The 22,302-nt window shown below is 71.4% G+C and carries 18 protein-coding genes; 2 read left to right on the plus strand and 16 right to left on the minus strand.

Annotated features, from left to right (window positions below):
- The first annotated feature begins 26 nt into the window (after positions 1-26).
- Positions 27-2,033 (plus strand): CocE/NonD family hydrolase, encoded by a 2,007-nt coding sequence (locus ACFVU3_RS24710; protein WP_390069357.1) that lies wholly within the window; start codon positions 27-29, stop codon positions 2,031-2,033.
- Between the two features lie 41 nt (positions 2,034-2,074).
- Here the strand turns inward: ACFVU3_RS24710 and ACFVU3_RS24715 are convergent, their stop codons facing one another.
- Positions 2,075-3,424 (minus strand): hypothetical protein, encoded by a 1,350-nt coding sequence (locus ACFVU3_RS24715; RefSeq protein WP_390069359.1) that lies wholly within the window; start codon positions 3,422-3,424, stop codon positions 2,075-2,077.
- Positions 3,425-3,707: 283 nt separating this feature from the next.
- Between ACFVU3_RS24715 and fahA the strand changes: the two genes are divergently transcribed.
- Entirely contained in the window at positions 3,708-4,937 is a 1,230-nt protein-coding gene (gene fahA / locus ACFVU3_RS24720; RefSeq protein ID WP_390069360.1) for a fumarylacetoacetase, read from the plus strand.
- Here the strand turns inward: fahA and ACFVU3_RS24725 are convergent, their stop codons facing one another.
- The 15 genes from ACFVU3_RS24725 to ACFVU3_RS24795 form a co-directional block, all read right to left on the minus strand.
- Positions 4,938-5,759, minus strand: coding sequence for a carbohydrate-binding protein (locus ACFVU3_RS24725; RefSeq protein WP_390069362.1), 822 nt, complete (start codon positions 5,757-5,759; stop codon positions 4,938-4,940).
- A 40-nt stretch (positions 5,760-5,799) separates the two neighbouring features.
- On the minus strand, positions 5,800-6,717 hold the full coding sequence (locus ACFVU3_RS24730) for a helix-turn-helix domain-containing protein (protein WP_390069364.1): 918 nt from the start codon (positions 6,715-6,717) through the stop codon (positions 5,800-5,802).
- A 210-nt stretch (positions 6,718-6,927) separates the two neighbouring features.
- Entirely contained in the window at positions 6,928-8,577 is a 1,650-nt protein-coding gene (gene nuoN / locus ACFVU3_RS24735; RefSeq protein ID WP_390069366.1) for an NADH-quinone oxidoreductase subunit NuoN, read from the minus strand.
- Entirely contained in the window at positions 8,574-10,160 is a 1,587-nt protein-coding gene (locus tag ACFVU3_RS24740; RefSeq protein WP_390069368.1) for an NADH-quinone oxidoreductase subunit M, read from the minus strand. The genes nuoN and ACFVU3_RS24740 overlap by 4 nt, the downstream gene beginning before the upstream one ends.
- Positions 10,161-10,165: 5 nt before the next feature.
- The gene (gene nuoL, locus ACFVU3_RS24745) at positions 10,166-12,061 is read right to left on the minus strand and encodes an NADH-quinone oxidoreductase subunit L (RefSeq protein WP_390069370.1); all 1,896 of its coding nucleotides are present in this window, start codon (positions 12,059-12,061) and stop codon (positions 10,166-10,168) included.
- 11 nt (positions 12,062-12,072) lie between these two features.
- A complete protein-coding gene (gene nuoK, locus ACFVU3_RS24750; protein WP_390069372.1) occupies positions 12,073-12,372 on the minus strand; it encodes an NADH-quinone oxidoreductase subunit NuoK in 300 nt (99 codons plus the stop codon).
- The gene (locus ACFVU3_RS24755) at positions 12,369-13,202 is read right to left on the minus strand and encodes an NADH-quinone oxidoreductase subunit J (protein ID WP_390069374.1); all 834 of its coding nucleotides are present in this window, start codon (positions 13,200-13,202) and stop codon (positions 12,369-12,371) included. Before ACFVU3_RS24755 ends, nuoK begins: the two co-directional genes overlap by 4 nt.
- Entirely contained in the window at positions 13,199-13,777 is a 579-nt protein-coding gene (gene nuoI / locus ACFVU3_RS24760; protein ID WP_390069375.1) for an NADH-quinone oxidoreductase subunit NuoI, read from the minus strand. The genes ACFVU3_RS24755 and nuoI overlap by 4 nt, the downstream gene beginning before the upstream one ends.
- Positions 13,770-15,098 (minus strand): NADH-quinone oxidoreductase subunit NuoH, encoded by a 1,329-nt coding sequence (gene nuoH / locus ACFVU3_RS24765; RefSeq protein WP_390069523.1) that lies wholly within the window; start codon positions 15,096-15,098, stop codon positions 13,770-13,772. The genes nuoI and nuoH overlap by 8 nt, the downstream gene beginning before the upstream one ends.
- A gap of 29 nt (positions 15,099-15,127) precedes the next feature.
- Entirely contained in the window at positions 15,128-17,608 is a 2,481-nt protein-coding gene (locus ACFVU3_RS24770; RefSeq protein ID WP_390069377.1) for an NADH-quinone oxidoreductase subunit G, read from the minus strand.
- Complete coding sequence (nuoF, locus tag ACFVU3_RS24775; protein ID WP_390069524.1) at positions 17,605-18,954, minus strand: NADH-quinone oxidoreductase subunit NuoF; 1,350 nt, start codon at positions 18,952-18,954, stop codon at positions 17,605-17,607. The genes ACFVU3_RS24770 and nuoF overlap by 4 nt, the downstream gene beginning before the upstream one ends.
- Entirely contained in the window at positions 18,954-19,694 is a 741-nt protein-coding gene (nuoE, locus tag ACFVU3_RS24780; protein ID WP_390069379.1) for an NADH-quinone oxidoreductase subunit NuoE, read from the minus strand. The genes nuoF and nuoE overlap by 1 nt, the downstream gene beginning before the upstream one ends.
- Positions 19,691-21,010, minus strand: a complete 1,320-nt coding sequence (locus tag ACFVU3_RS24785) for an NADH-quinone oxidoreductase subunit D (RefSeq protein ID WP_390069381.1) — start codon at positions 21,008-21,010, stop codon at positions 19,691-19,693. The genes nuoE and ACFVU3_RS24785 overlap by 4 nt, the downstream gene beginning before the upstream one ends.
- Positions 21,007-21,738, minus strand: a complete 732-nt coding sequence (locus ACFVU3_RS24790; RefSeq protein ID WP_390069383.1) for an NADH-quinone oxidoreductase subunit C — start codon at positions 21,736-21,738, stop codon at positions 21,007-21,009. The genes ACFVU3_RS24785 and ACFVU3_RS24790 overlap by 4 nt, the downstream gene beginning before the upstream one ends.
- Positions 21,735-22,289: an NADH-quinone oxidoreductase subunit B family protein gene (locus tag ACFVU3_RS24795; RefSeq protein ID WP_043227783.1), complete on the minus strand. Its 555-nt coding sequence runs from the start codon at positions 22,287-22,289 to the stop codon at positions 21,735-21,737. Before ACFVU3_RS24795 ends, ACFVU3_RS24790 begins: the two co-directional genes overlap by 4 nt.
- Positions 22,290-22,302: the final 13 nt, after the last annotated feature.

Raw genomic sequence — 22,302 nt, forward strand, 5'->3', positions numbered from 1 at the left:
GTCACCCAGGTCACCGAGGTCCTGACATGCGCATTCGCACCGATTTCCCGTACGAGACCCGCCACGAGGACGTCCGCATCCCGATGCCGGACGGCACCCGGCTGTACGCGCGCGTATGGCGGCCGCTCACCGACGAACCCGTCCCCGCCCTCCTGGAGTACCTCCCCTACCGGCTCACCGACTGGACCGCGCCCCGCGACTGGCAGCGCCACCCCTGGTACGCGGGCCACGGCTACGCCTCCGTACGGGTCGACGTCCGCGGCCACGGCAACAGCGAGGGCCTGCCCGGCGACGAGTACGACGCCACCGAGCTCGCCGACGGCGTCGCCGTCGTGAACTGGCTCGCCGAGCAGCCCTGGTGCACCGGCAAGGTCGGCATGTTCGGCATCTCCTGGGGCGGCTTCAACAGCCTCCAGATCGCCGCCCTCGCCCCCGAACCGCTCAAGGCGGTCGTCACCGTCTGCTCCACCGACGACCGCTACGACAACGACGTCCACTACATGGGCGGCTCCGTCCTCGGCGTCGACATGCACGCCTGGGCCGCCACCATGCTCGCCTTCGTCTGCCGCCCGCCCGACCCGCGGTACGCGGGCGAGGAGTGGCGGGAACTGTGGCTGCGCCGCCTGGAGGCCGTGGAGCCCTTCGTCCACACCTGGCTCTCCCACCAGACCCGGGACGACTACTGGAAGCACGGCAGCGTCTGCGAGGACTACCCCGCGGTCAAGGCCGCCGTCCTCGCCGTCGGCGGCTGGCACGACCCGTACCGCGACACCGTCCTCCGCCTGGTCGAACACCTCCCCCAGGACCGGGTCCGCGGCATCATCGGCCCCTGGTCCCACCAGTACCCCGACCGCGGCCTCCCGCCCGGCCCCGCCATCGGCTTCCTCCAGGAGACCCTCCGCTGGTGGGACCACCACCTCAAGGGCACGGGGAACGACGTGATGGCCGAGCCGCTGCTGCGCTCCTGGATCAGCGGATCGCACCCGCCGGCCACCGTCTACGAGGAGCTGCCGGGCCGCTGGGTCGCCGACCCGTCCTGGCCCTCACCGCACGTCACCCCGGTGACGTACGCCTTCCGGGGCGAGCACGTCGTCGTCGACTCGCCGCAGCAGACCGGCATCGACGCGGGCCGCTTCTTCCCCTTCGGCAACGACGCCGACCTGCCGCCCGACCAGCGCGACGAGGACGCCCACTCGGCCTGCTTCGACTTCCCGGTGCCCGCCGGGTCCGAGGGAGGCGCCCCGATCGAGATCCTCGGCCGCCCGTCCGTCGCCCTGCACCTGATGACCCCGGCGCCCACCGGGCAGATCGTCGCCCGGCTCTGCGACATCGCCCCCGACGGCTCCTCCACCCTGGTCACCCGCGGCGCGCTCAACGTCTCCGCCCGCTACGGCCGCGACCGGGCCGTCGACGCGCAGCCCGGCGAGTGGGAGACGTACCGCTTCGAGCTGAACGGCATCGGGCACACCTTCCCGCCCGGCCACCGCGTCCGGCTCGCGATCTCGTCCGCGTACTGGCCGTGGATCTGGCCGCAGCCCGACGCCGCCGGCTTCACCCTCGACCCGGCCGGCTCCTCCCTCACCCTTCCGGTCCGCGCCCGTACGGACGACACGGTCTCCTTCGAGGAACCCGAGCAGTCCGCGCCGCTCGGCGTGTCGTCCCCGGAGACGCTGGAGGAGACCCGCCCCGAACGGCTGGTGCTCCGGGACGTCGCCAAGGGCGAGTGGACGCTCCAGGTGGACCCGAAGTACGGCGGCACGCGCGTGTACCCGGACGGCCTGGAGTTCACCGAGGACGCCGTGGAGACGTACACGATCGCCGAGGACGACCCGCTGTCCGCCCGCACCCGCTCGGAGTGGCACGTCCGGCTGCACCGCCCGGAACTCGCCTGGGACGTCACGATCGACACCCGCTCGGAGATCACCTGCGACGCCGGCACCTTCCACACCTCCGACGAGGTGGTGTGCAAGGAGGGCGGCGAGGTCGTCTTCCACCGCACCTGGGAGAAGCGGATCCCCCGCACGGCGGGCTGAGCCCGGGGCCGTACGGGGGATCGCGGTGGTGCCGGGAGTGACTAGGCGTTCGCCCTGCGGCGGCGGGCGAGGAACAGCGCGCCCGCGCCGAGCGCGACGGCCGCGCCGGCCGCGGCCGCGAGCCGCGGCATCGCGTCGCCCGCGCCGGTCTCGGCGAGGGTGCCGGAGACCGCGGTGTTCGAGGAGCCGCCCTGCTGGGTGGTGTGGTCCGACGTGGCCGCCGGGGCGGGCGTGGCCGTCGACGGGGACGGCTCCGGGGTGGCCGTTGCGGTCGGCTTCTCCGTCGGCGTCGGCTCGGCCTTCTCGCCGCCGGTGACGTCGAACCAGGCGCCGGCGACCTCGTCGCTGATGCCGCAGGAACCGTCCTCGTTCCAGTACATCGCCCCGGAGTTCAGCGTGCCCAGGTTCGCCCGGGTGTCGCCGTCCACGGTGATCCGCAGCTTGACCTGGGAGGTGTGGCCCTTGTCGATCCCGCCGAACTCGGCGGCGTCGAACTCGTCGGTGAGCGGAGTCCACTCCAGGACGTCCTTGGAGGACCACTCGATCAGCGGGTGGTCGAGCGGCTCGTCCAGGTCCTCCCGGTCCAGCGGCTTCCCGTCCTCGTCCAGGCCGTCGAAGAGCGCGGCGCCCGGGAACGCCTGGACCTCGTCCAGGTCGCGGTCCGAGACGTTGGAGAGGGACAGCGTGAAGATCCCGCTGCCGCCCGCCTCGATCTTCTCGGGACCGGTCAGGGAGAAGGAGAGCGAGGCGTCCTCCTTGCACCCCTCCTGGACGGTCTTCCAGAACTCCAGGTCGTCCTCGGCCGTGGCGAGCTCGTCCTCGGCGGTCTCGAGCTCCTCGCCGAGGCGGTCGTACTCCTCGGTGAGCTCCACGCTCACGTCGGCGATCGCCTTCCGGGCGTTCTTCTGCCGGGTCTCGGCGGCCTTCAGACCCGCCTGGGCGCCGGTGAGGGCCTCCTCGGCGGCGGTGACGGCCTCCTCGGCCTCCTGCCGCTCCTCCGGGGTGGCCTCGTCGGTCAGCTCCTCCACGGCCTTCCGGGCCGCGGTCAGCTTCGCCTCGGCGTCCTTCACCGCGGTCTTCGCGGTCTCGACGGCCTCGGTGGCGGCCGCCAGTTCGAGGGTCAGCGCCTCGTCGACCTCGTTCTCGTCGATCTGCTTGAGCAGCTTCGCGCGCCGCTCCTCCAGGTCGTCGACCTTGGCCTGGGCGGCCTCGACGGCCGCCTCCAGCTCCTCGATGGTCGGGGCGTCGTCGTCCTCGTGGCCCGCGGCGCCCGCCGTCTGCTTCTGCGGCGGCTTCGGGGTGTCCGCGACGGCCTGGCCGGCGGAGAGGAACACGACCGGCGTCGTGACGGCGGCCGCCACGGCGGTCGCGAGGATACGGCGGATCTTCACGTGGGGACCTTTTCCTGGTCAGGGAAGAAGTAGAGAGCGGTGCGCGCCCGCGGACTCCTCACGCGGGGGCGACACCGACATGATCGTATGGCCCGAACACGCCCCTCGGCAGAGGCGTTTCCCCAGCTCGGGCGGACAGTCTGCGACACCGGACGGACATATCGAGCCAACCGTCACAGTTGCCCACGGAGCCCCCGGTTTCTCTGTGATCCATGTCATCCTCGCCCGGCGGCCCGACCCGTAACGTGTCCCTCACCCATCATCGAAAGCGAGGCACGCACCGATGTCCGAGCACAGCCCGCTCGACCTGGCCGAGGGCGACCCCTTCGGCCCGCACAACCTCCCGTACGGCGTCTTCACCACCGCCGACGAGCCGGGCCGCCGCCGGCTCGGCGTCCGGATCGGCGGGTACGTGCTGGACGCGGGTGCCGCGGCCCACGCGCTCGGCTCCCCGTACGCCTCCCTCCTGGCGCAGCCGAGCCTCGACCCGCTGCTCGCCGCCGGGCGGACCGCCTGGCGGGACGTCCGCCGCGCGCTGACCGCCTGGGTGACGGTCCCGGCGCACCGCGCCGAGATCGAGCCGCTGCTCCACCCGCTGGACGCCGTGACGCTGCACCTGCCGTACACGGTCGCGGACTACGTGGACTTCTACGCGAGCGAGCACCACGCCACCAATGTGGGCCGCATGTTCCGCCCGGACGGCGAGCCGCTGACGCCCAACTGGAAGCACCTGCCGATCGGTTACCACGGGCGGGCGGGGACGGTCGTGGTCTCCGGCACCGACGTCGTGCGCCCCTCGGGCCAGCGGAAGACGCCCGCCGACGCGGCGCCGGTCTTCGGCCCGTCGGTGAAGCTGGACATCGAGGCGGAGGTCGGCTTCCTCGTCGGCACCCCGTCGGAGCTGGGCCGCCCGGTGCCGCTCGCCTCCTTCCGGGACCACGTCTTCGGCCTGACGCTGCTGAACGACTGGTCGGCGCGGGACGTGCAGGCGTGGGAGTACGTGCCGCTGGGCCCGTTCCTCGGCAAGTCCTTCCAGACCTCGGTGTCGGCGTGGGTGACGCCCCTGGAGGCATTGGACGCGGCCCGGACCGCGCCGCCGGCCCGGGACTTCCCCCTCCTGCCGTACCTGGACGACGCGGCGGAGGAGGAGCCGGGCGGCTTCGACGTGCGGATCTCCGTGGAGATCAACGGGGAGGTGGTGGCGGAGCCGCCGTTCTCCACCATGTACTGGACGGCCGCGCAGCAGCTCGCCCACATGACGGTGAACGGCGCCTCCCTGCGCACCGGCGACCTCTACGGCTCCGGCACGGTCTCCGGCCCCGAGGTGGACCAGCGCGGCTCGCTCCTGGAGCTGACCTGGAACGGCCGGGACACCATCGAACTCGCCGGTGGCAAGCGGACGTTCCTGGAGGACGGCGACGAGGTCGTCCTCACCGCGTGGGCGCCCGGCCCGGACGGCACCCGGGTGGGCCTGGGCGAGGTCCGGGGCCGGATCGCCCCCTCGGCCGCGTAGCTAGCCGACCCGCCAGAGCGCGGGGACGTTCGGCGGCTCCCAGCCGGCGATGGCGGTGTGGGCCTGGAGACACACGTAGCCCACACCGCCGTAGGTGACCCGGTCCCCCGCCGTGTACGTCCGTCCGGCGGCCCAGGTGCCGCCGGGCGGGGCGGTCGTCGGCGTGGAGGTCGGCGTCGGCCCCGGGTCCTGCTTCACGTCGAGGACGAAGTCGAAGGCGGCCTCGCGGCCGCCGCCCGCGTCCCGGACGTTCATCAGCAGCCGCGGGTCGAAGAGCGAGTCGGTGTTGTTCCGGGGCTCGTTCGGGAAGTACAGCTGCGTGGTGAGCACCGGACGGCCGGGCGCCTGCACCTTGACGTGGATGTGGCGGGTGCGGCCCGGGTAGAGCCCGGGGACGATCGCGGTGAGTTTGAACGAGCCGTCCGCGCCGGTGAACTGGTGGCCGCGGAACTTGAAGCCGGTGTTGTCGTAGGCACCGTTGTTGTCGGCCTGCCAGAAGTCCAGCAGGACCCCCGATATCGGCCGGCAGGCCCGCCCGAACACGTACCCGCTGACCGTCAGCCGCGTCCCCGGACCGTCCGGAAGGCTGCTGCGCAGCGGCGAGTTGGGCTTGAAGTAGGGGCCCTCCATCTGCGGCGGGGTGGGGTCGTCGCCGTCGTCGCAGGTGGGCGTGAGCGCGGCGGTCTCGTCGCCGGTCAGGGTCCGCGCGAGCGCGGGGACGCCCATGAGCACGGCGGGCGCGGCCATGCCGGCCGCGAGCGCGGCCCGCAGCACCGTCTTGCGGGTGACGTGCCCGGTACTGGTGTTGCTCTCGCTGTCCATGTGCCTGGCTCCTCAGGTGGGGTCTGGGATCGGCACGAACCTAGGCGGGCGGGGAGTCCGCTTCGATGGACGGAACAGGGCGGTCGTGGTGTTTTCGGAAGTCCCCCGGGCTGCGTCCGACCTCCCGCCGGAAGAACCGGCAGAAGTAGGCGGGATCCTCGAACCCCACCCGCGCGGCCACCTGCCGCACCGACAGCGAGGTGGCCACCAGCAGCCGCTGCGCCTCCCGCACCCGGGCCTCCCGCAGGAGGGCGGCGGGCGTCCGCCCGGTGGCGGCCCGCACGGCCTCGTTCAGATGGCCGGGCGACACCCCGAGGCGCCCGGCGCACTCCCGTACGGAGAGCCCCTCGGCGGCCCGCCCCGTGAGCCCGAGGAAGTCCTCGGCGAGCCCGCGCGGGGCCGGCGCCGCGGGCCGTCCGCCCGGCACCCGCGCGGCCCGCACGAGCAGCACGTGCAGCAGCGACCGCAGAACCCCGGCGAAGCCGTCGTCCCCGCTCCGGTACTCCTCGGCGAGCTCCTCCATCAGCCGCGAGGTCCGCTCGTGCGCGGCGGCGTCGAGGTCCACCCAGGGACGCTCGCCGAGCCGTCGCAGCAGCCGCGGGTCGTCGGGCCCGTCGACGAGGAACTCGGGCGTGAAGAGCACGAGCGACCCTTCGAGCCCCCGCACCCCCTCCCACCGGTGCACCTGCCCGGGGAGGATCACCCCGAGCTGCGGCGGCCGCAGGGGATAGCGCTCGGTGTCGAGGACGTGCACCCCGCTGCCCTCCACGACGTGCACGATCTCGTAGAAGGTGTGCCGGTGCGGATAGTCGGCCCGGGACATCGGCCCCATGGCGTCGAACCCCCCGGCGGCGAAGGGCACCTGCTCGGGCAGCCGCAGCTCCAGCCGGTGCACCGGCGGCTCCCCGTCCCGGGCCGCGGCACAGGGCCCCCCGGGTAAGACCGTCGTCCCGCGCACGGAATCCCCTCCCCCACAGGTACAGACCATTAGGCCCGTCCACGATCCCACGGGAACCGTCCGCTGTCAGGGCCGCGGACGGCTTCCCCGCGCCCCGCCGCGGGGTCCGGACCGCCGACCGGCCGCGCGTACCGGAACGGCGTCCCGCCGGCCCCCTTCCACGCGCAAGGGCCCGGCTCGCCCCCGAGCCGGGCCCTTCTCCGCGGTGGATCAGCGGACGAACACGCTCGCCTGGCTCGCCAGGTCCAGGAAGTACTGCGGCGCGAGGCCGAGCACCAGCGTGACGACCACGCCCGCGGTGATGGCGAGGGTCGTCAGGGCCGAGGGCACGGCGACCGTGGGGCCGTCCGCCTTCGGCTCGCTGAAGAACATCAGCACGATCACCCGGATGTAGAAGAACGCCGCCACCGCCGAGGCGATGACGCCGACCACCACGAGCACGCCCGCGCCGCCCTCCGCCGCCGCCTTGAAGACCGCGAACTTGCCGGAGAAGCCGGAGGTCAGCGGGATGCCGGCGAAGGCGAGCAGGAAGACCGCGAAGACCGCCGCGACCAGCGGCGAACGGCGGCCCAGACCCGCCCACTTGGAGAGGTGGGTGGCCTCGCCGCCCGCGTCCCGCACCAGCGTGACGACGGCGAACGCGCCGATCGTCACGAAGGAGTAGGCGCCCAGGTAGAAGAGGACCGACGAGATGCCGCTCGGCGTGGCCGCGATGACGCCCGCGAGCAGGAAGCCCGCGTGCGCGATCGACGAGTAGGCCAGGAGGCGCTTGATGTCGGTCTGGGTGATGGCGACGACCGCGCCGCCCAGCATCGTGACGATCGCGACGCCCCACATGACCGGACGCCAGTCCCAGGTGAGCCCGGGCAGCACCACGTACAGCAGGCGGAGCAGCGCGCCGAAGGCGGCGACCTTGGTGGCGGCGGCCATGAAGCCGGTCACCGGGGTCGGGGCGCCCTGGTAGACGTCCGGCGTCCACATGTGGAACGGGACGGCGCCGACCTTGAAGAGCAGGCCCATGAGGACCAGCGCGAAGCCGATGAGCAGCAGCACGTCGTTCCCCATGGTGCCGGCGAGCGCCGGGTTCACGGAGGCGACGGCGCCGTCGACGACGTCGGCGATGGCGGCGTACGAGACGGAGCCCGCGTAGCCGTAGAGCAGGGCGATCCCGAAGAGCAGGAAGGCCGAGGAGAAGGCGCCGAGCAGGAAGTACTTGACGGCCGCCTCCTGCGACATCAGCCGCTTGCGGCGGGCGAGGGCGCAGAGCAGGTACAGCGGGAGGGAGAAGACCTCCAGCGCGATGAAGAGGGTCAGGAGGTCGTTGGCGGCCGGGAAGACCAGCATGCCGGCGATCGCGAAGAGCGCGAGCGGGAAGACCTCGGTGGTGGTGAACCCGGCCTTGACCGCGGCCTTCTCGTGGTCGCCGCCCGGGACGGCGGCGGCCTCGGCGGCGAAGGAGTCGACCTTGTGGCCGTGGTCGGCCGGGTCGAGCCGGCGCTCGGCGAAGGTGAGGACGGCGACGATCGAGGCGAGCAGGATCGTGCCCTGGAGGAACAGGGCGGGGCCGTCGACGGCGATGGCGCCCATGGCCGCGATGCGGGCCTTGGTGGTGCCGTAGCCGCCGGCCGCGAGGCCGACGACGGCGGCGAACGAGGCCGCGAGGGCGGCGACGGAGAGGAAGAGCTGGCTGAAGTAGCGGCCCTTGCGGGGCACGAATGCCTCGACGAGGACGCTGACGACCGCGGCGCCGACCACGATCAGCACCGGGGCGAGCTGGGTGTACTCGATCTTCGGCGCCGGGATCTTGTTCAGTGGCTCGGCGGCCGTCGTCCACAGGCTGTGGACAGCGAGGGCGTTCACTTGGCCGCCTCCACGTTCTGGACGGGAACTTCGGGCTGGGGGTCCGTCCGCTGCACGTCCGACATCGTGTGCCGGACGGCCGGGTCGACCACGTCGGTCAGCGGCTTCGGGAAGACGCCGAGGAAGAGCAGGACGGCGATGAGCGGGGCGACCACCGCCAGCTCGCGCGGCCGCAGGTCCGGCATCGACCGCACCTCCTCCTTCACCGGCCCGGTCATCGTCCGCTGGTAGAGGACGAGGACGTAGAGCGCGGCGAGGACGATGCCGGTGGTGGCGACGATCCCGGCCACCGGGTAGCGGGCGAAGGTGCCCACCAGGACCAGGAACTCACTGACGAACGGCGCCAGTCCGGGCAGCGACAGCGTCGCCAGACCGCCGATGAGGAAGGTGCCGGCGAGGACCGGGGCGACCTTCTGCACACCGCCGTAGTCGGCGATGAGCCGCGAGCCGCGCCGGGAGATGAGGAAGCCGGCGACCAGCATCAGGGCGGCGGTGGAGATGCCGTGGTTGACCATGTAGAGCGTGGCGCCCGACTGGCCCTGGGTGGTCATCGCGAAGATGCCCATGATGATGAAGCCGAAGTGGGAGATCGACGCGTAGGCGACCAGGCGCTTGATGTCCCGCTGGCCGACCGCGACCAGCGCCCCGTACACGATGCTGATGAGCGCGAGGACGATGATCGCGGGGGTGGCCCATGTGCTCGCCTCGGGGAAGAGGCCGAGGCAGAAGCGGAGCATCGCGAAGGTGCCGACCTTGTCGACCACCGCGGTGATGAGGACGGCGACCGGGGCGGTCGCCTCCCCCATCGCGTTCGGCAGCCAGGTGTGCAGCGGCCACAGCGGCGCCTTCACCGCGAAGGCGAAGAAGAAGCCGAGGAAGAGCCACCGCTCGGTGCTGGTCGCCATCTCCAGCGAGCCGTCGGCCCGCGCCGCGGCGATCTCGGTGAGCGAGAAGTTCCCCGCGACCGTGTAGAGGCCGATGACGGCGGCCAGCATGATGAGGCCGCCGACCAGGTTGTAGAGCAGGAACTTGACCGCCGCGTAGGAGCGCTGCGCCGCCGCGTTCTCGTCGGAGCCGCTGTGCGCGCGGTCGCCGAAGCCGCCGATGAGGAAGTACATCGGGATGAGCATGGCTTCGAAGAGGATGTAGAAGAGGAAGACGTCGGTGGCCTCGAAGGAGAGGATCACCATCGCCTCGACCATGAGGATCAGGGCGAAGAAGCCCTGCGTCGGCCGCCACCTCTTCGAGGAGGTCTCCAGCGGGTCGGCGTCGTGCCAGCCGGCCAGCACGATGAAGGGGATCAGCAGCGCGGTCAGCGCGATCAGCGCCACCCCGATGCCGTCGACGCCCAGCTCGTAGCGGACGCCGAAGTCCCGGATCCAGGAGTGGGACTCGACCAGCTGGTAGCGGTCGCCGCCCGGCTCGAAGCGGGCGAAGACGATCCCGGCGAGCACCAGCGTGGCCAGGGAGACGGCCAGCGCCAGCCACTTGGCCGCGGTGCGGCGGCCCGCGGGCACGGCGGCGGTGAGGATCGCACCGACCGCCGGGACCGCTGCCGTCGCCGTCAGGAGCGGGAAGGACATGACAGTTACACCGCCCTCATCAGCAGGGTCGCGGCGATGAGGACCGCCGTACCGCCGAACATGGAGACCGCGTACGAGCGGACGTAGCCGTTCTGGAGCTTGCGCAGCCGGCCGGAGAGCCCGCCGACGCCCGCCGCCGTGCCGTTGACCACGCCGTCCACGAGGGTGTGGTCGACGTAGACCAGCGAGCGGGTCAGGTGGGTGCCGCCGGTGACGAAGACGGCGTGGTTGAAGTCGTCCTGGAGCAGGTCGCGGCGGGCCGCCCGGGTGAGGAGCGAGCCGCGCGGGGCGACCACCGGCACGGGCCGGCGCCCGTACTGGAGGTAGGCGATGCCGACGCCGATCACCATGACGGCGACGGTGGCCGAGGTGATGGCCCCGGCGCTGATCGGCGGGTGGCCGTGCTCGAACTCGGTGACGGGCTTCAGCCAGTTCACGAACCGGTCGCCGATGCCGAAGACGCCGCCCGCGAAGACCGAGCCGAAGGCCAGCAGGACCATCGGGATCGTCATGGACTTCGGGGACTCGTGCGGGTGCGGCTCGTGGCCCTCGGCGTCCGGCTGCCAGCGCTTCTCGCCGAAGAAGGTCATCAGCATCACGCGGGTCATGTAGTACGCGGTGATGGCGGCGCCCAGCAGGGTGACCGCGCCGAGGATCCAGCCCTCGGTGCCGCCCTTGGCGAAGGCCGCCTCGATGATCTTGTCCTTGGAGAAGAAGCCGGACAGGCCGGGGAAGCCGATGATGGCGAGGTAGCCGAGGCCGAAGGTGACGAAGGTGACCGGCATGTACGTCCGCAGGCCGCCGTACTTCCTCATGTCGACCTCGTCGTTCATGCCGTGCATGACCGAACCGGCGCCGAGGAAGAGCCCGGCCTTGAAGAAGCCGTGCGTCACCAGGTGCATGATCGCGAAGGCGTAGCCGATGGGGCCGAGGCCCGCCGCAAGGATCATGTAGCCGATCTGCGACATCGTCGAGCCGGCGAGCGCCTTCTTGATGTCGTCCTTCGCGCAACCGACGATCGCACCGAAGAGCAGCGTGACCGCGCCGACGATGGTGACGACGAGCTGCGCGTCCGGCGCCGCGTTGAAGATGTCGGCGGAGCGGACGATCAGGTAGACGCCGGCGGTGACCATGGTGGCCGCGTGGATGAGGGCCGAGACCGGGGTCGGGCCCTCCATCGCGTCCCCGAGCCAGGACTGCAGCGGCACCTGGGCCGACTTGCCGCAGGCCGCCAGGAGCAGCATCAGGCCGATCGCCGTCAGCTTGCCCTCGGAGGTCTCCCCCGCCGACTCCAGCACCGGCCCGAAGGCGAAGGTGCCGAAGGTGGTGAACATCAGCATGATCGCGATCGACAGGCCGATGTCGCCGACCCGGTTGACCAGGAACGCCTTCTTCGCGGCGGTGGCCGCGCTGGGCTTGTGCTGCCAGAAGCCGATGAGGAGGTACGAGGCGAGGCCGACGCCCTCCCAGCCGAAGTACAGCAGCAGGTAGTTGTCCGCGAGGACCAGCAGCAGCATCGCCGCGACGAACAGGTTCAGGTAGCCGAAGAAGCGGCGGCGCCGCTCGTCGTGCTCCATGTACCCGATCGAGTAGACGTGGATGAGCGTGCCCACGCCGGTGATCAGCAGCACGAAGGTCATCGACAGCTGGTCCAGCTGGAAGGCGATGTCCGCCTGGAAGCCCCCGACGGGGATCCAGGAGAAGAGGTGCTGGTACATCGCCCGGTTGTCGGCGCTCCGGCCGAGCATGTCGGCGAAGAGCACCAGGCCGATGACGAAGGACGAGGCCGCGAGGAGCGTGCCGAGCCAGTGCCCGGCCTTGTCGAGCCGGCGGCCGCCGCACAGCAGGACGGCCGCTCCGAGCAGGGGCGCCGCGATGAGCAGCGCAATCAGGTTGTCCACGGTTCAGCCCCTCACAGCTTCATCAGGCTGGCGTCGTCGACCGAGGCCGAGTGGCGGGATCGGAAGACGGACACGATGATCGCGAGCCCGACGACGACCTCCGCGGCGGCCACGACCATCGTGAAGAAGGCGACGATCTGGCCGTCGAGATTGCCGTGCATCCGGGAGAAGGTGACGAACGCGAGGTTGCAGGCGTTGAGCATCAGCTCCACGCACATGAAGACCACGATCGCGTTCCGCCGGATGAGCACGCCGACCGCACCGATGGTGAACAACAGGGCGGCGAGATACAGGTAGTTGACGGGGTTCACCGCGCGGCCTCCTCTCCGTCACGGGCCTCGTCCCGGTCGCGGCCGAGCCGCTCCGAGGAGCGCTGCTCCAGGGCCTTGAGATCGGCGAGCGCCTCCGACGACACGTCCCGCACCTGGCCCCGCTTGCGCAGGGTCGAGATGACGGTGAGCTCGGACGGCGTGCCGTCGGGCAGCAGACCCGGGACGTCCACCGCGTTGTGCCGGGCGTAGACGCCGGGGGCGGGCAGCGGCGGCAGGTGCTTGCCCTCGCGGACGCGCTGCTCGGCCAGCTCGCGCTGGGTCCGGGCCCGCTCGGTGCGCTCCCGGTGGGTGAGGAGCATCGCGCCGACGGACGCGGTGATCAGCAGGGCGCCGGTGATCTCGAAGGCGAAGACGTACTTGGTGAAGATGAGGGCCGCCAGGCCCTCCACGTTCCCCCCGTGGGCCGCGTTCGCCGCGCCGAGGCCGGCGAACTCGGTCAGCGCCGCGTTCCCGATCCCGGCGAAGAGCAGGACGCCGAAGCCGAGGCCGCAGGCGGCGGCCCACCAGCGCTGGCCCTTGATGGTCTCCTTCAGCGAGTCCGCGGCCGTGACACCGACCAGCATGACGACGAAGAGGAAGAGCATCATGATCGCGCCGGTGTAGACGACGATCTGCACGATGCCGAGGAAGTACGCGCCGTTGGCCAGGTAGAAGACCGCGAGGACGATCATCGTGCCGGCCAGGCAGAGGGCCGAGTGCACGGCCTTCTTCATGAGGATGGTGCAGAGCGCGCCGATGACGGCGACGGTGCCGAGCACCCAGAACTGGAACGCCTCGCCGGTGGAGGTCGCGTAGGCCGCGAGGGTCATGCGTCCGCCCCTTCCGGCTCCGGCTTCTCCCCCTTGGACACGGCGACCTGCGGGACCGTCCCGGGAGCGGCCTCGACGACGAGGCCCCGGTAGTAGTCCTGCTCGGTCATGCCGGGGAAGATCGCGTGCGGGGTGTCGACCATGCGGTCGTCGAGGCCCGCGAGCAGCTGCTCCTTGGTGTAGATCAGGTTCTCGCGGGAGGAGTCGGCCAGCTCGAACTCGTTGGTCATCGTCAGCGCGCGGGTGGGGCACGCCTCGATGCACAGGCCGCACAGGATGCAGCGCGCGTAGTTGATCTGGTAGACGCGGCCGTACCGCTCGCCGGGCGAGTAGCGCTCCTCGTCGGTGTTGTCCGCGCCCTCCACGTAGATGGCGTCGGCGGGGCAGGCCCAGGCGCACAGCTCGCAGCCGACGCACTTCTCCAGGCCGTCCGGGTGGCGGTTGAGCTGGTGCCGGCCGTGGAAGCGGGGTGCCGTCGTCTTCGGCTGCTCCGGGTACTGCTCGGTCAGCCGCTTCTTGAACATGGCCTTGAAGGTCACGCCGAAGCCGGCCACCGGATTCTGGAAGTCAGACACGATCCGTCCCCCTTTCGTCACTCTCGGTAGCGGTATCGGGGCCACCACTGACAACGAGGTCCCGCTGGTGTCGGGGCCTGCGCCGGGGCACGGGCGGCAGGGTCTGTCCGGGCTTGGGCGGTACGGGGAAGCCGCCGGCCATCGGGTCGAAGGACGGCCGGCCGGCGGTCCCGGCGGCCGGGTCCTCCTTCTTCCGGTCGCGGTAGAAGTCGGCGAGGAAGGAGAGCAGCAGCACCACCAGGACGGCACCGGCCACGTAGAGCACGATGTTGGTGAAGGCGATGTTCTCGTTGCGCAGCGCCCGGACGGTGGCGACCAGCATCAGCCAGACCACGGAGACCGGGATGAGCACCTTCCAGCCGAGCTTCATCAGCTGGTCGTAGCGGACGCGGGGCAGGGTGCCGCGGAGCCAGATGAAGAAGAAGAGCAGCAGCTGCACCTTGAGGACGAACCACAGCATCGGCCACCAGCCGTGGTTGGCGCCCTCCCAGAAGGTGGAGACCGGGTACGGGGCCCGCCAGCCGCCCAGGAAGAGGGTCACCGACACCGCGGAGACCGTCACCATGTTCACGTACTCGGCGAGCATGAACATCGCGAACTTGATGGACGAGTACTCGGTGTTGAAGCCGCCGACGAGGTCGCCCTCGGACTCCGGCATGTCGAAGGGCGCGCGGTTGGTCTCGCCGACCATCGTCACGATGTAGATGAGGAACGACACCGGCAGCAGGATCACGAACCAGCGGTCCTGCTGGGCCTCGACGATCGCCGACGTCGACATCGACCCCGAGTAGAGGAAGACGGAGGCGAAGGCGGCGCCCATGGCGATCTCGTACGAGATCATCTGCGCGCAGGAGCGGAGGCCGCCGAGGAGCGGGTACGTGGAGCCGGACGACCAGCCGGCAAGCACGATGCCGTAGATGCCGACGGAGGCGACCGCGAGGATGTAGAGCATCGCGATCGGAAGGTCGGTGAGCTGCATCGTGGTGCGCTGGCCGAAGATCGACACCTCGTTGCCGGCCGGCCCGAAGGGGATCACGGCGATGGCCATGAAGGCGGGGATGGCGGCGACGATCGGGGCCAGGACGTAGACGACCTTGTCGGCCCGCTTGACGATCACGTCCTCCTTCAGCATCAGCTTGATGCCGTCCGCGAGGGACTGGAGGAGGCCCCAGGGGCCGTGCCGGTTGGGGCCGATGCGCAGCTGCATCCAGGCGACGACCTTGCGCTCCCACACGATGGAGAAGAGCACGGTCACCATCAGGAACGCGAAGCAGAAGACGGCCTTGATCAGGACGAGCCACCAGGGGTCCGTCCCGAACATGGAGAGGTCTTCGGCTGCGAGGAGCGTGTTCACGCCTGCGCCTCCTTCGGGGTCGCCGGGCCGATGCGGACCAGGTCGCCGGGGCGGGCGCCGGTGTCGGCGAGGACGCCGTGGCCGGCCGAGTTGAGCGGCAGCCAGACGACCCGGTCGGGCATCTCGGTGACCTGGAGCGGGAAGGCGACCGCGCCGGCGGGGCCGGTCACCTCAAGGAGGTCGCCGTCCTTGACGCCGGTGTCGGCGGCGGTGGCGGCGGAGAGCCGGGCGACCGCCGCGTGGCGGGTGCCGGCCAGGGCCGTGTCGCCCTCCTGGAGGCGGCCCAGGTCGAGCAGGAGCCGGTGGCCGGCGAGGACGGCCTCGTCGTCGCCGGGCCGGGGCGCCGGGACGGCGTGCGCGGTGGGCTCGGAGGCCCGCTCCTCGGTCCAGCGGCCGAGCCGGTCCAGCTCGCGCCGGGCCGCCTTCAGGTCGGGCAGGGCCAGGTGGGCGTCCATGGCGTCGGCGAGCATGTGGAGCACGCGCGCGTCGGCCGGGGCGAGCGGGCGGGTCATCTGCTCGGGCTTGAGCGCGGCCTCGAACATCCGGACCCGGCCCTCCCAGTTGAGGAAGGTGCCGGCCTTCTCGGCGACCGCGGCGACCGGCAGGACGACGTCGGCGTGCTCGGTGACGGCGCCGGGGCGCAGTTCGAGGGAGACGACGAAGGCCGCGTCGAGGGCCTCCCGCGCGCGCGCCGGGTCGGGCAGGTCGTCGACGCCGACGCCGCCGACGAGGAGTCCGGCGAGTTCGCCGGAGGCGGCCGCCTCGATCATCTGGCCGGTGTCGCGGCCGTAGCCGTGCGGGAGTTCGCGGACGCCCCAGGCGGCGGCGACCTCCTCCCGCGCGCGGGGGTCGGTCGCGGGCCGGCCGCCGGGCAGCAGGCTCGGCAGCGCGCCGGCCTCGACCGCGCCGCGCTCGCCGGCGCGCCGCGGGATCCACACGAGCTTCGCGCCGGTGGCGGCGGAGGCGCGGAGGGCGGCGGTCAGCGCGCCGGGCACCGCGGCGAGCCGCTCGCCGACGGCGATGACGGCGCCCTCCTGGCGGAGGGCCTCGGAGGCCGCCCAGCCGGTGGAGTCGAGGCCGACCCGGGAGGTGAGGGCGTCGAGCCACTCGGTCTCGGTTCCGGGGGCGGCGGGCAGCAGGGTGCCGCCGGCCTTCTCCAGGCCGCGGGTGGCGTGGGTGGCGACCGCGTACGTCTTCTGCCCGTGCTTGCGCCATGCCTTGCGGAGCCGCAGGAAGACGCCGGGAGCCTCCTCCTCGGACTCCAGGCCGGCGAGCAGCACCATCGGCGCGGCTTCGAGGGTCGTGTAGGTGACCCCCGACCCGTCCAGGTCGCGTCCGCGGCCCGCGACGTACGAGGCGAGGAAGTCGGCCTCCTCGCCGGAGTGGACCCGGGCCCGGAAGTCGACGTCGTTGGTGTCGAGGGCGACGCGGGCGAACTTGGCGTAGGCGTAGGCGTCCTCGACGGTCAGCCGGCCGCCGGCGAGGACGCCGGTGCGGCCGCGGACGAGGCCGCGGGCGGCCGCCTCCAGGGCCTCGGGCCAGGAGGCCGGTTCGAGGACGCCGTCCTCGTTCCGCACGAGGGGGGTCGTCAGCCGGTCGCGCTGCTGCGCGTACCGGAAGGCGAACCGGCCCTTGTCGCAGATCCACTCCTCGTTGACCTCGGGGTCGTTCTGCGCGAGGCGGCGCATGACCTTGCCGCGCCGGTGGTCGGTGCGGGTGGCGCAGCCGCCGGCGCAGTGCTCGCACACCGACGGCGACGACACGAGGTCGAAGGGGCGGGAGCGGAAGCGGTAGGCGGCGGAGGTGAGGGCGCCGACCGGGCAGATCTGGATGGTGTTGCCGGAGAAGTACGACTCGAAGGGGTCGCCCTCGCCGGTGCCGACCTGCTGGAGGGCGCCGCGCTCGACGAGCTCGATCATCGGGTCGCCGGCGATCTGGTTCGAGAAGCGGGTGCAGCGGGCGCAGAGCACGCAGCGTTCGCGGTCGAGCAGCACCTGGGTGGAGATCGGGACCGGCTTCTCGTAGGTGCGCTTGACGCCTTCGAAGCGGGACTCGGCCTGTCCGTGGGACATGGCCTGGTTCTGCAGGGGGCACTCGCCGCCCTTGTCGCAGACCGGGCAGTCCAGCGGGTGGTTGATGAGCAGCAGCTCCATCACGCCGTGCTGGGCCTTCTCGGCGACCGGCGACGTCAGCTGCGACCTGACGACCATGCCGTCGGTGCAGGTGATGGTGCAGGAGGCCATCGGCTTGCGCTGGCCCTCGACCTCGACGATGCACTGGCGGCAGGCGCCGGCGGGGTCGAGGAGGGGGTGGTCGCAGAAGCGGGGGATCTCGATGCCGAGCTGTTCGGCGGCGCGGATGACCAGGGTCCCCTTGGGGACGGAGATCTCGGCGCCGTCGATCGTCAGCGTGACGAGGTCCTCCGGCGGTACGGCCGGGCTTCCGCCGCCCGCGGGGGTGGACGCGGTGACGGTCATGCGGTCACCTCCTTGTGATTGTCCGCCCAGGCGGTCGACTTGGCCGGGTCGAAGGGGCAGCCCCGGCCGGTGATGTGCTGCTCGTACTCCTCGCGGAAGTACTTCAGCGAGGAGAAGATCGGCGAGGCGGCGCCGTCGCCGAGGGCGCAGAACGACTTGCCGTTGATGTTGTCGGCGATGTCGTTGAGCTTGTCGAGGTCGGCCATCTCCCCTTCGCCGGCCTCGATGTCGCGGAGGAGCTGGACGAGCCAGTAGGTGCCCTCGCGGCAGGGGGTGCACTTGCCGCAGGACTCGTGGGCGTAGAACTCGGTCCAGCGGGTGACGGCCCGGACGACGCAGGTGGTCTCGTCGAAGCACTGGAGGGCCTTGGTGCCGAGCATGGAGCCGGCGGCGCCGACGCCCTCGTAGTCGAGCGGCACGTCGAGGTGCTCGTCGGTGAACATGGGGGTGGAGGAGCCGCCGGGGGTCCAGAACTTGAGCCGGTGCCCGGGGCGCATCCCGCCGCTCATGTCGAGGAGCTGGCGCAGGGTGATGCCGAGGGGGGCCTCGTACTGGCCGGGCGAGGCGACGTGCCCGCTGAGCGAGTAGAGCGTGAAGCCGGGGGACTTCTCGCTGCCCATCGAGGTGAACCATTCCTTGCCGCGGTGGAGGATCGCGGGAACGGAGGCGATGGACTCGACGTTGTTCACCACGGTGGGGCAGGCGTAGAGGCCGGCGACCGCGGGGAAGGGGGGCCGCAGCCGGGGCTGGCCCCGGCGGCCTTCGAGCGAGTCGAGGAGGGCGGTCTCCTCGCCGCAGATGTACGCGCCGGCGCCGGCGTGCACGGTGAGCTCGACGTCGAGCCCGCTGCCGAGGACGTCCTTGCCGAGGTAGCCGGCCCGGTACGCCTCCCGGACCGCCTCGTGGAGGCGGCGCAGGACGGGGACGACCTCGCCGCGCAGGTAGATGAAGGCGTGACTGGAGCGGATCGCGTAGCAGGCGATCACGATGCCCTCGATGAGGGAGTGCGGGTTGGCGAAGAGGAGGGGGATGTCCTTGCAGGTGCCGGGCTCGGACTCGTCGGCGTTGACGACGAGGTAGTGCGGCTTGCCGTCGCCCTGCGGGATGAACTGCCACTTCATGCCGGTGGGGAAGCCGGCGCCGCCGCGTCCGCGGAGCCCGGATTCCTTCACGTAGGCGATGAGGTCGTCGGGGCTCATGGCGAGCGCGCGCCGCAGGCCCTGGTAGCCGTCGTGGCGCTCGTACGTCTCCAGGGTCCAGGAGTCCGGCTGGTCCCAGAAGGCGGAGAGCACCGGGGAGAGCAGCTTCTCGGGGCTGCTGCTGTTGATCTCGGCCGCCAACGTCATCACGCTCCCTCCTGACCGGCTGCCTCGCCGCGCGGGTGGACGATTCGGGTGTGCGGGGTCTCGCCCTTGGCCAGGCGGAGGCCGACGAGGGAGGCGGGGCCGGCGCCGCCGGTGGCCTCGACGGCGCCGGGGCGCTCGTCGGGGAAGCCGGCGAGGATCCGGGCGGTCTCCTTGAAGGTGCAGAGGGGGGCGCCGCGGGTGGGTTCGACGGTGCGGCCCTCGCGGAGGTCGTCGACCATCTTCCTGGCCGACTCGGGGGTCTGGTTGTCGAAGAACTCCCAGTTGACCATCACGACGGGGGCGAAGTCGCAGGCCGCGTTGCACTCGATGTGTTCGAGCGTGATCTTGCCGTCGTCGGTGGTGCCGTTGTTGCCGACGCCGAGGTGCTCCTTGAGCTCCTCGAAGATGGCGTCGCCGCCCATGACCGCGCAGAGCGTGTTGGTGCAGACGCCGACCTGGTAGTCGCCGGACGGCTTGCGGCGGTACATCGTGTAGAAGGTGGCGACCGCGGTGACCTCGGCGGTGGTCAGGCCGAGCATGTCGGCGCAGAAGGCCATGCCGGTACGGGTCACGTGGCCCTCCTCCGCCTGCACGAGGTGCAGCATCGGCAGGAGGGCGGAGCGGGAGCCGGGGTAGCGGTCGATGATCGCCCTGGCGTCCTCCTCCAGCCGGGCCCGGACGTCGTCCGGGTAGGCGGGGGCGGGAAGCTGGGGCATCCCGAGGCTGACGTTCTCCGTCATCGGTCGACGCCTCCCATCACGGGGTCGATGGAGGCGACGGCGACGATGACGTCGGCGACCTGGCCGCCCTCGCACATCGCGGCCATGGCCTGGAGGTTGGTGAAGGACGGGTCGCGGAAGTGGACCCGGAAGGGGCGGGTGCCGCCGTCGGAGACGACGTGCACGCCGAGTTCGCCCTTGGGGGACTCGACCGCCGCGTACGCCTGGCCGGCCGGGACCCGGAAGCCCTCGGTGACCAGCTTGAAGTGGTGGATCAGGGCCTCCATGGAGGTGCCCATGATCTTCTTGATGTGGTCGAGGGAGTTGCCGAGGCCGTCGGGGCCGAGGGCGAGCTGGGCGGGCCAGGCGATCTTCTTGTCGCCGACCATGACCGGGCCGGGCTCCAGGCGGTCGAGGCACTGCTCGACGATCCGGAGCGACTGGCGCATCTCCTCCAGGCGGACGAGGAAGCGCCCGTAGGAGTCGCAGGTGTCGGCGGTGGGGACCTCGAAGTCGTAGTCCTCGTAGCCGCAGTACGGGTCGGTCTTCCGCAGGTCGTGCGGGAGGCCCGCCGACCGGAGGATCGGTCCGGTGGCGCCGAGGGCCATGCAGCCGGTGAGGTCGAGGTGGCCTACGCCCTGCATGCGGGCCTTGAAGATGGGGTTGCCGGTGGCGAGCTTGTCGTACTCCGGCAGGTTCTTCTTCATGGTCTTCACGAACTCGCGCACGGCGTCGACGCCGCCGGGCGGGAGGTCCTGGGCGAGGCCGCCGGGCCGGATGTAGGCGTGGTTCATGCGCAGGCCGGTGATCAGCTCGTACAGGTCCAGGATCATCTCGCGGTCCCGAAAGCCGTAGATCATGATCGTGGTGGCGCCGAGCTCCATGCCGCCGGTGGCGATGCAGACCAGGTGCGAGGAGAGCCGGTTGAGCTCCATGAGGAGGACCCGGATGACGCTCGCCCGGTCGGGGATCTGGTCGGTGATGCCGAGCAGCTTCTCCACGCCGAGGCAGTACGCCGTCTCGTTGTAGAACGAAGTCAGGTAGTCCATCCGCGTGACGAAGGTGGTGCCCTGCGTCCAGGTCCGGTATTCGAGGTTCTTCTCGATGCCGGTGTGGAGGTAGCCGATGCCGCAGCGGGCCTCGGTGACGGTCTCGCCGTCGATCTCCAGGATGAGCCGGAGCACGCCGTGGGTGGACGGGTGCTGGGGGCCCATGTTGACGACGATCCGCTCGTCGTCGGCCTTGGCCGCGGACCGGACGACCTCGTCCCAGTCGCCGCCGGTGACCGTGTAGACGGTGCCCTCGGTCGTTTCGCGGGGGCTTGATGCGGTGTTCACGAGTACGACCTCCGCTGGTCCGGAGCCGGGATCTGGGCGCCCTTGTACTCGACGGCGATGCCGCCGAGCGGATAGTCCTTGCGCTGCGGGTGGCCCTGCCAGTCGTCCGGCATCATGATCCGGGTGAGGGCCGGGTGGCCTTCGAAGACGATTCCGAAGAAGTCGTAGGTCTCGCGCTCGTGCCAGTCGTTCGTCGGGTAGACGGCGGTGAGCGAGGGGATCCTCGGGTCGTGGTCGGGGGCCGAGACCTCCAGCCGGACCAGCCGTCCGTGGGTGAGCGAGCGCAGGTGGTAGACGGCGTGCAGCTCGCGGCCCTTGTCGCCCGGGTAGTGGACGCCGGAGACGCCGGTACAGAGCTCGAACCGGAGCGCCGGGTCGTCGCGCAGGGTGCGGGCGACGCGGACGAGGTGCTCGCGCTCGATGTGGAAGGTGAGCTCGCCCCGGTCGACGACCGTCTTCTCGATGGCGTTCTCGGGGACGAGCCCCTGCTCCTCCAGGGCGCCCTCCAGTTCGTCCGCGACCTCGTCGAACCAGCCGCCGTAGGGGCGGGCGGCCGCGCCGGGGAGACGGATGGAGCGGACGAGGCCGCCGTAGCCGGAGGTGTCGCCGCCGTTGTTCGCGCCGAACATGCCGCGCTGGAGCCGTACCTCCTCCCCGTGGTCTCCGCGCTGCCCGGGCAGGTTCTGCTCGGACAGCTCCTTCTCGGGGTTCGGGGTTTCGTCGCTCAACGGAGCAGACCCTTCATCTCGATGGTCGGCAGCGCCTTGAGCGCCGCCTCCTCCGCCTCGCGGGCCGCCTCCTCGGCGTTCACGCCGAGCTTGGAGGTCTGGATCTTCTGGTGGAGCTTGAGGATCGCGTCCACCAGCATCTCGGGGCGCGGCGGGCAGCCGGGCAGGTAGATGTCGACCGGCACGATGTGGTCGACGCCCTGCACGATGGCGTAGTTGTTGAACATGCCGCCGGAGGAGGCGCAGACGCCCATGGAGATCACCCACTTGGGGTTGGGCATCTGGTCGTAGACCTGCCGCAGGACGGGCGCCATCTTCTGGCTGACCCGGCCGGCGACGATCATCAGGTCGGCCTGGCGCGGGGAGCCGCGGAAGACCTCCATGCCGAAGCGGGCGAGGTCGTAGCGGCCGGCGCCGGTCGTCATCATCTCGATGGCGCAGCAGGCGAGGCCGAAGGTCGCGGGGAAGACGGATGCCTTCCGGACCCAGCCCGCGGCCTGCTCGACAGTGGTCAGCAGGAAACCGCTGGGCAGCTTCTCTTCGAGTCCCATGGGTGCTCCTCAG

It is taken from the genome of Streptomyces sp. NPDC058052 (genome assembly GCF_042885515.1).
In the GTDB taxonomy this organism is placed as follows: domain Bacteria; phylum Actinomycetota; class Actinomycetes; order Streptomycetales; family Streptomycetaceae; genus Streptomyces.